Below are 7868 nucleotides of genomic sequence, written 5' to 3'. Positions count from 1 at the left end.
CTTCTCGGAGATCGATTACGAGCGCAACAAGGCAGCCTGGCTGAAGGACCAGCCACCGGTGCCCCTCACCCCCGAAGACGTCTTCTCGCAGCTCGACCGTTTTCAGGGAGATGCCCGCGCCCGCGGCATCACCCACACCACGTTCCGCCACCTCACCGAGGCACTAAGCCTCAACGGCTCCCAGCGCGATGAGCTACGCCGAATCCTCATCACCAGTCGGCCTGACCAATACGACGCTCCGCTGTGGAATATCAGGGCATGAGCGCGTTCGCCAGCGACCCAGGCCTAGACAACGTCAGGGACGCAGCAGGCCACGGCACAGAAGTCGACGTGGCCGTACATCTCTTGGACGGCACCGTCAGGCTCTCGATCATGTGGACACAAGAGATCCTGCTGAGCCCCGACGACGCCGACCAGGTGGCCCAGGCACTTCAACGGGCCGCGGACCAGGCGCGCAAGATCACAGAAGCCGGGCGATCGGACGCGCCAACCGAGGCCTGAATCCCACTGAGTTACAACCTTCTCTACGGGTTCAAGGGCCCGCGCAAAGCGCGGGCTGGCCCCTTGGGCCTGGCCCCTCTGCGCCTACGGCGCCGGGGCCTGGCCCTGGGGGCCGCAAGCATGTTACGGCCCAGGCGGTAGAGCCTTAGACGGGCAAGGCCACGGTCAAGATGATGCCTCCGGCGGGGGATCGGCCGGCACCGGGATGGAGGGGGCGCCGTATGCGACCGCGGGTTCGTAGTGGCGTGCGCGGGGAGCTCCCATCCCGTCCACCGTCGACCCAGGCAGAGCCGAGCAGACGCGGCCCATGGCGTCCAGGTCGTTCGTACAGTGGCGCGCTCCACCTGGACGCCATGAACCACGCCCGCTCCACATGCGTGTGGGTCGACGGCGGACGGGATGGGAGCTGGGGAGAGTGGTGGGTTGAGGCGGAAGGAAGTGCCGACGTTAGTACGGCAGTGACGCTTGCGTACGGCCGAAATGTGCAGGCGCTGTACGCGGCGTTCTTCCCCAGGCCGATGACGTTGGGCACCCTACCGCCATGGGGGCATCTACCACTTCACCGACAATCCGAGTGACCTTCGACGATTACTACCCGGACCCAGCCGACGCTGACTGCCTTCGTCGCGCAGTCAGCAAGCGAGCGGACCATCTGACCTTCGAAGATGGGCATGTGGTGCTGTGGTTCGTAGGCGCAGAAGTTGGTCGCTATCCACTGCAGACGATCACATCCATCAGCATCCCCGGAGCTGAGGATGGGCGACGACGGGATGACTCAGAAGCAATCCGCAAGCAGTTCCCCAACGCGTATCAGCCATGGTCACCAGAGGACGACGACCAGCTACTGGCGCTCTATCGAGGCGGTAGCCGTGACTTCGACGATCTGGGGCAGACGTTCGGTCGGCAGCCCAGCGCCATCCGGTCACGTCTCGCCAAGCTGGGACTTGAACAGCTGTCATCCGCGCCGCAGACCAAAGTCGCAGCACTCCGCGCGAAGTGAAAATGCCATTCCCACACACCCCATCTGACCTGCGGAAACTCGCCACTGTCCAGCTTGGACGTAGGAAACGGTGGTAAAGTTCTACCTGTCGAATCAGGGTTGCTATGACAACCCCAGATCGCACCTTAAGCCTCCTGCACGGAGGCCCGGCCCCGGGTGCAACCAGGACCGGGCTCGTGCGTGGAGTGAGCGAAGCGGGTCCGGCCGAGTATGAGACGGTCGGACCCGCTTTGCGGTCCGCCCATCGTCCGGCGCCACTTCACCACGGCGCTAGTGCCGCGCCAACTGCTCCACACAGGTTGCGATAGCCGCCAAGGCCGGCAGAGCCACGATCAAAAGCCTGAACCATCGCGGGTCCGAATCTTGATCGCGCTTTTCCTCCTGCTCGTCAGGCTCTCGCTTCTGCATGTCTAGCTCCTCACCTTGTTGGTTCCCCCGGGCGAGCCGGGTCCCTCGACGGCAGTACGTCAAGGCGCGGTGCTCGGTGAAGAGCGAGACCGCCTCAGCATACCGGCCCCGTCATGAGCTTGACGGAGCGTCAGTGCGAGACGAATTGGAAAGCTGGCGCGCGCGAAATTGATTCATTCCCAATTCGTTCTAGCTTCGCCGCTCCCCTCCACTCCAAATCGGATGCCGATTTTCCGCATCCGATTTGGATGCCTGACTCGCATGCTCCCTCAGGGAGGTTACACTACGAGCAGCCGTAGTAGGTGCGGGTTGCCCCAAGGAGGAGGACGAGCGTGACGGAGGTGAGCTCCCCGGAGCGCGAGGTCAGCGAGTGGAACCTCGAACCAGGTGATGTGATCGAGCGCAAGCAGCTGCACGTCAAGTACGGCGGGCGGACTCAGGGCGGCATCGGACCATCAGCCAAGACGCCCAACGTGATGATCTTTACGGACCCGATCGCCGGCGAGAAGCATGGGTACTACGACGGCTGGATGCCCGATGGGCTCTTCCACTACAGCGGCGAAGGGCAGTACGGGGACCAGCGGATGCTCTCCGGTAACGCCAGCATCCTGAACCATGAAGCCGAGGGTCGAGCCCTTCGGGTCTTCCAGGGCGCCCGGGGCAACGTCACCTACCTTGGCCGCTTTGCAGCCGACGGCTGGTACGAAGCGGACGCACCGGAGACTGGAGATGGCCCGCTCCGCAAGGTCATCGTCTTCAAGCTCCGGCCCTTGGACACTCCAGCCAAGCACCCCGGCACAAAGTTGGGTCGGCTCCTCGCGGACCAGCAGGACCCAGTCACCGAGATCGACATCGAGCGGCTCGAAACCGAGAAGACGTACGTCGACCCGAACCGCGAGCCGTACGAGGCGGAGCGACGAGAAAGCAAGCTTGTGCTGGACTTCAGTGCCTACTGCCGCGCCAAGGGTTACCGGGTGATCCGTCAGCGCATCCTGCCCGAAGATGAGACCAGGCCCCTCCTCACAGACCTATACGTCCAAGACCTAGATGTCCTGATCGAGGCCAAAGGCAGCGTGACGAGGGAGAATATGCGTATGGCCCTGGGTCAGCTGATCGACTACAACCGTTTCGTGCGCGCCAAGTACCAGGCCGTTCTTGTGCCGAGCAAGCCCCGACCGGACCTCATTGAGCTCGCGAATGCTGCTGGGCAAGCGATCATCTGGCCCCAAGGCAACGGCTACAAGTGCTCCGACGCTGACCTACTAGCACACGCTTGATCACCGTGCGGGGGTTCCCGCGGCAGTCATCGGCGCAGCTGCCCACAGCGACCTGCCTCAGTCGAGGTTCCTAGTCGGGGGCCGTCAAGTGTCCACCCACGGCTCTTCTGGCCCGCTCCACCAGTTGCTCCTTTTTCTCGGCGCGGCGCCTCACGAACTGCGCCCAGTCACCCGAAGCGCGTATGTGCAGCTCTTCACCACCATGACTGCCCTCCAGGTACTCCTTCAGCGCATCCCATTCCTCATAGGCCAAGCCAGCCATCGACCTTGCCACTTCAGCAACGTCGGGCGGCCCTTCAAGTTCGATGATGTGCATCGTCTTCCAGAGCTGATCCACATGTTCGGTCAGCTGGCGCAGCGCAGGCTCGACAGGGGACGGCAAAGGCTCCATCCACAACTGATCTATGAAGTGGTGAGCGTCCAGCAGCTGGTTGAGGAAGCGCACGTAGACATCACGCCTCACCTCACGATGCCGCACTGCGCGTTCCTCGATCAGCCCTTCCCTTGCCTGCTCCCTCTGGCTCCTCGTCTGAGTGAGCGCCGCCTTATACGAAAATGCAGCAGCCAGTCCACCGGCCGCCACCGTAGACACGGCAGTGATCAGGGCTACAGCGACAACGTCGTTCATGTACGTAGTGTGGCCGCTGAGAGACCTGCGGCAGCCTGAGGGGATGAGCTCTGAGACAGGTGAGGAACTTCCAGACCTAGGTAAGTGGCTTCCTGCCAACATCGATCTTGACTTCGTAGCGCTCTTTCCGATCGCGGTACCCGACGACGGTTGGCTCAAGTTCACGCCCGATCCTGAACGAGGCTTCCCTGCCGTGCACATCGACGCCGCTTGGATCACGGACGAGGTGCTGCACCAAGCTACGGTCAGCGGTTTCACATTCGGTGAGGGCGACGACGTGGGAGAGCGCGAAGTGATTCGGCAGGGACAACTACCACTGACCTCGACTACGACATCGTGAGCGGCGATGGTCGCGCAGAACTGGAAAACGGGGAGATCGTGATCGGACTGCCCGGAGCGCTAATCGACCCTTACGTTCGCTAGATGCGATCGCTTGGTCGTGCCACTCTCGTGCCAGAACAAGCGGGGAGTCACGGGGAACTACGGAACCGAGAGAGCAATGGCGCGAGGTCCGCTCAGGACAACGAAGCGCCAGGTCACATCCGTAGTCGCCCAACCTCGCTCCTAAAGTGGTGCTCAGCTCCCGCCGTGCAGTGCGGTACTGATCTCCATAAGCCGCCCCTCGGACAGAGCGAACGCGTTGCTTGGGTTTCGGTAGGAGTGCCCACCGTCATTGGTCCAGACGTCGCCTGCCGACCTCCACCGAGCGGGAGCCCACTGGCCCTGATTCTCAAGCAGCATCCATCGATCACTCACTGGGTTCGGCGGGTAGGAGAGAACCCAACTCGGTTGATCCGTAGGTCAGGAAGACGAGGTCGCTATCGCTGCTGGTGTCCCAGATCTTGCGGTCGAATGTCACGGGGACTGATGCCGTGGACGGCGGACCCAAGTAGCACTCGACGGACGTCGCGCCGTCGGAACGTTCGAAGGACACGCGAGCGTCGTTACGCGGAAGGGACAGGCTGTAGATACCGGGGCGTCCGGCATCTGGGGTCAGCCAGCGGCCTGAGAGAAGGTTGTTCGTGAGCTTGGTGGCAATGTCTGACGGAGCAATGTCTCCGGCCAGGTCCGGCGGGGTCTTCATGGTGATGTCGTCGGGGGTGCCGAGGTCGTCGGCGCTGACGGGCTGGTTGTTGATGTCGTCGATCTGGGTTCGGATGACGGCGATCTCACTGGCGATGACCTCGTTGCTGAGGTTTGCGGCGAGGGCAAGGTCTTCGATGACCTTCTCGACGGTGCCGAGGACAGGGGCGGCGCCGCCGAGGATGTTGGTGAAGTCGTCGAAGTCCTCCTTGATGCCCTTATAAACCTGCTCCTCGACGGTGTCTTTGTAGAAATAGTTGCTGATCTGGAGGCGCTCGTAGGTGGCGCCGATGCGGTCGATACGGCCGATTCGCTGCTCGACGCGCATCAGGTTCCAGGGCATGTCGTAGTTGATGAGGCGGCCCGACGTCTGCAGGTTGAGGCCCTCACTCATCGAGTCGGTGCCGATCAACACCTCGATATCGCCGTTGCGGAATCGGGCCTTGATCTCGGCCTTAGTGACCGGGGTCCACTTCCTCTCTACGGGATCGTAGATCTCGCCACCGCGGCCGGAGTAACAGCCGAGCTTGTAGTAGCCGGCGGTCAGGAGGCGCTCGCGGACGTAGTCCATGGTGTCGGTGTACTGGGTGAAGACCACTGCGGAGTCATACGTTTTGAACGACTCGGCCAGGTCCCTGACGAGCTGCTGGGCCTTGGTGTCTTCGCCGGTGATATCGCCGAGGTCGTTGAGGAAGGCGCGGAGCTCGCCGATCTCCTTCTTGAGGCGGTCAGCGCGGACGTCGAAGGTCTCGGGGTCGAAGAGGGAGTTCTCCAGGTCGACGCCGTCGTCATCGGTGAGGAGGTCGGCGAGGCTCTTGCCCTGCTCGAGTACGTTGAGGCGGCGTTGCAGGGACTGCTTGATCGCTTCGAAGGAGGAGGTCAGCCGACGCCGGTAGACGGTCATGATGAAGCCGAGGGCCTTGGTGGCCTTGTCGGACTTGTACGCGTTGTAGTGGCGGCGGATGTATTCCTCGATGCGCTCATACAGCTTCCGCTCGTTCGGCGCCAGGGGGATGAACTCGTCGGCGACGTACCGGTACGGGATGACGATCGAGGCCGGGATGATGCCGGCCGCCTGGTAGGCCCGCATGGTCTTGCGGGTGTTGCGGAAGACCCGATCGCGTATCGGGGTGTGGCGGCGGGCCCACTTATCCATCCACTCGGAGGTGGCGTTGGGGAACTGTGCCCTGAGGTCCGGTGAGGGTGGGTTGCCGGCCATCCCGGTCACCGTCCACGCGTCGGCCCATCCGAGTGCGTTGTCGACCTGCCGCTCCAGCTCAGTGTCGCGTTCGGCGAGTGGATCGGAGAAGTAGTCCTCCAGCATGTCACAGATGAGTTTCCACCCGCGCCTCTCGGGCGGGTCGCCGAGGTAGGTGAAGTATTGCGTGAAGAAGAACGCCTGCTCACCCCACTTGCCCGGCAGCCCGAGAAGCTCGATGAGGTCCCAGGCCTCGTGGGGGTGCATCTGCATCGGGGTCGCCGAAGCGAGGTAGAGCGCACGCCACAGGTCGCGCTTCTTCATCTCCTGGAGCAGCGCAAGCAGGGAATTGGGAGTGTCGGTCGCCTTGGAGCCGCGGCGGCGGGCGTGATGGGCCTCATCGACGAGGACGACATCCCACGGTCCGGCGTCCAGGATCTGGGTACGGCGACTGCGGCGGCGAGCGAGATGGGAGGAGGCGAGCACGATCGGGAAGGCCGACCACGGATTCGCCTTCGGATCGGTCGCGATGGGCTGGTCGAACCGGTCCATGAAGCCGCCCTTGTCGTATCGGGCGACGTCGAGGTTCATCTTCTCGTGGAGCTCTTCCTGCCACTGCTTCATCACCGAGGCAGGCACAAGCAGCAGCGCCTTCTTCGCCCGACCGGAGGTGAAGAGCTCACGCAGCACCATGCCTGCCTCGACGGTCTTGCCGAGACCGACCTCGTCGGCGAAGAGATAGCCGCGCGGATACGTCGACACTACCCTGTGGATCAGCTCGGCCTGGTGCGGCAGCGGCTGAGCCCACGCTGTGCCCACACCAGTCCATGCCGACTGCTTCGGCGCATCCCGGAGAGCGACCAGCTCGTCCCAGGCCGCCTGGATATCGGCGTCCACGTCGACAGGCGATGCCTCGTGATCGGCGTCCTCCCGCCTCGGCTGCGGCACGAACGTGTCAAAGGGGAACGGCGGAGTGTCAGGAGCGTGCTCTATCAGGTGTTTCCGGATGGCGGTGGGCAGGTCGATGATCGCCCAACCCTCGTCGGGGTTGGCACGCCAGTGCCGCTCGAAGGCTCGTTCCTTGGGATCGCCGTAGTCCTCCCAGGACTCGGTACGCCAGGAGCGGTAGGCGTCGAAGGTCTCGTGGTTCTTCACCCATGCGGTGACCGAGGCGTTGTTCGAGCCGCTGAATGCGACCTTCTGGCCGTAGCGGTCTGTGAAGATGCCGTACTTGGTGTGGAAGTAGCGGCCCGACTCCTGGTGGGTGAGCAGGTGGCCGTGCTTGTCGACCGGGATGCCGACCCGAATGTGGAGCCGGTCGTTGGCGACCATCCAGGCCAGCACGCTGAGGTGGTCGCTCTGCACGATCTTCGTACCCTCCAGGCCAGGGTCAGCCAGTAAACGCTCGGCGACCACATCGTCGAGCGGAGTGCCGGAGAGCACCGCGTCGACGTCCTTCTTTCCGAGCTGAGCGCCGACGATGAGTCTCATCACGCCGCCACCGGCGATGAAGTACGCCGTGCCCTGGGCGGCGTACTGCAGCTCTGCCCCGGACCAGTAGCCGACCGCACGGTCGTAGGCGACAGCCCTTGAAAGCAGCGGCTCGTAGAACGTCTCGAACGGTGCGTCGTCGGGCGAGTACATCGCCTTCAGCGTGAGGCTGCGGAAGGAGTCCTCGGCCGTGGCAGGATCGTGGTCGAAGAGACCGTCCTGCGCCGGTGCCGCCGGCTTAACGGCGGCACCGGGAAATAGGGTGTCGTCGTGCTCGGCCAA

6 protein-coding genes and 1 pseudogene are annotated in these 7868 nt (G+C 63.5%); 5 read left to right on the top strand and 2 right to left on the bottom strand.

Annotated elements, in window-relative coordinates; translation table 11 throughout:
* The 4 genes and pseudogenes from ADL34_RS30420 to ADL34_RS30410 form a co-directional block, all read left to right on the top strand.
* Window positions 1-262, top strand: a pseudogene (locus ADL34_RS30420) (hypothetical protein); the annotation flags it as partial.
* On the top strand, window positions 259-501 hold the full coding sequence (locus ADL34_RS30415; protein WP_062668276.1) for a hypothetical protein: 243 nt from the start codon (window positions 259-261) through the stop codon (window positions 499-501). The pseudogene ADL34_RS30420 and the gene ADL34_RS30415, both read left to right, overlap by 4 nt.
* A gap of 574 nt (window positions 502-1075) precedes the next feature.
* Entirely contained in the window at window positions 1076-1501 is a 426-nt protein-coding gene (locus tag ADL34_RS36260) for a hypothetical protein (RefSeq protein WP_159039000.1), read from the top strand.
* A 740-nt stretch (window positions 1502-2241) separates the two neighbouring features.
* Window positions 2242-3186, top strand: coding sequence for a hypothetical protein (locus ADL34_RS30410; RefSeq protein ID WP_062668275.1), 945 nt, complete (start codon window positions 2242-2244; stop codon window positions 3184-3186).
* 70 nt (window positions 3187-3256) lie between these two features.
* On the opposite strand, the gene ADL34_RS30405 is transcribed toward ADL34_RS30410, so the two are convergent.
* Complete coding sequence (locus ADL34_RS30405; protein ID WP_062739835.1) at window positions 3257-3814, bottom strand: hypothetical protein; 558 nt, start codon at window positions 3812-3814, stop codon at window positions 3257-3259.
* A gap of 43 nt (window positions 3815-3857) precedes the next feature.
* On the opposite strand from ADL34_RS30405, the gene ADL34_RS36255 reads away from it, so the two are divergent.
* A complete protein-coding gene (locus tag ADL34_RS36255; RefSeq protein WP_159038999.1) occupies window positions 3858-4154 on the top strand; it encodes a hypothetical protein in 297 nt (98 codons plus the stop codon).
* Between the two features lie 408 nt (window positions 4155-4562).
* On the opposite strand, the gene ADL34_RS30400 is transcribed toward ADL34_RS36255, so the two are convergent.
* Window positions 4563-7868, bottom strand: a complete 3306-nt coding sequence (locus ADL34_RS30400; RefSeq protein WP_062668273.1) for a DEAD/DEAH box helicase — start codon at window positions 7866-7868, stop codon at window positions 4563-4565.

The organism is Streptomyces sp. NRRL WC-3605 (assembly GCF_001509795.1).
Taxonomy (GTDB): domain Bacteria; phylum Actinomycetota; class Actinomycetes; order Streptomycetales; family Streptomycetaceae; genus Streptomyces; species Streptomyces viridochromogenes.
The sequence above is the reverse complement of the archived record's forward strand: the minus strand, read 5'-3'. Positions and strand labels throughout refer to the sequence as shown.

Coding starts and splice junctions, on each gene's coding strand:
- ADL34_RS36255 (WP_159038999.1), top strand. CDS start 3,858: ATGAGCTCTGAGACAGGTGAGGAACTTCCAGACCTAGGTAAGTGGCTT.
- ADL34_RS30415 (WP_062668276.1), top strand. CDS start 259: ATGAGCGCGTTCGCCAGCGACCCAGGCCTAGACAACGTCAGGGACGCA.
- ADL34_RS30405 (WP_062739835.1), bottom strand. CDS start 3,814: ATGAACGACGTTGTCGCTGTAGCCCTGATCACTGCCGTGTCTACGGTG.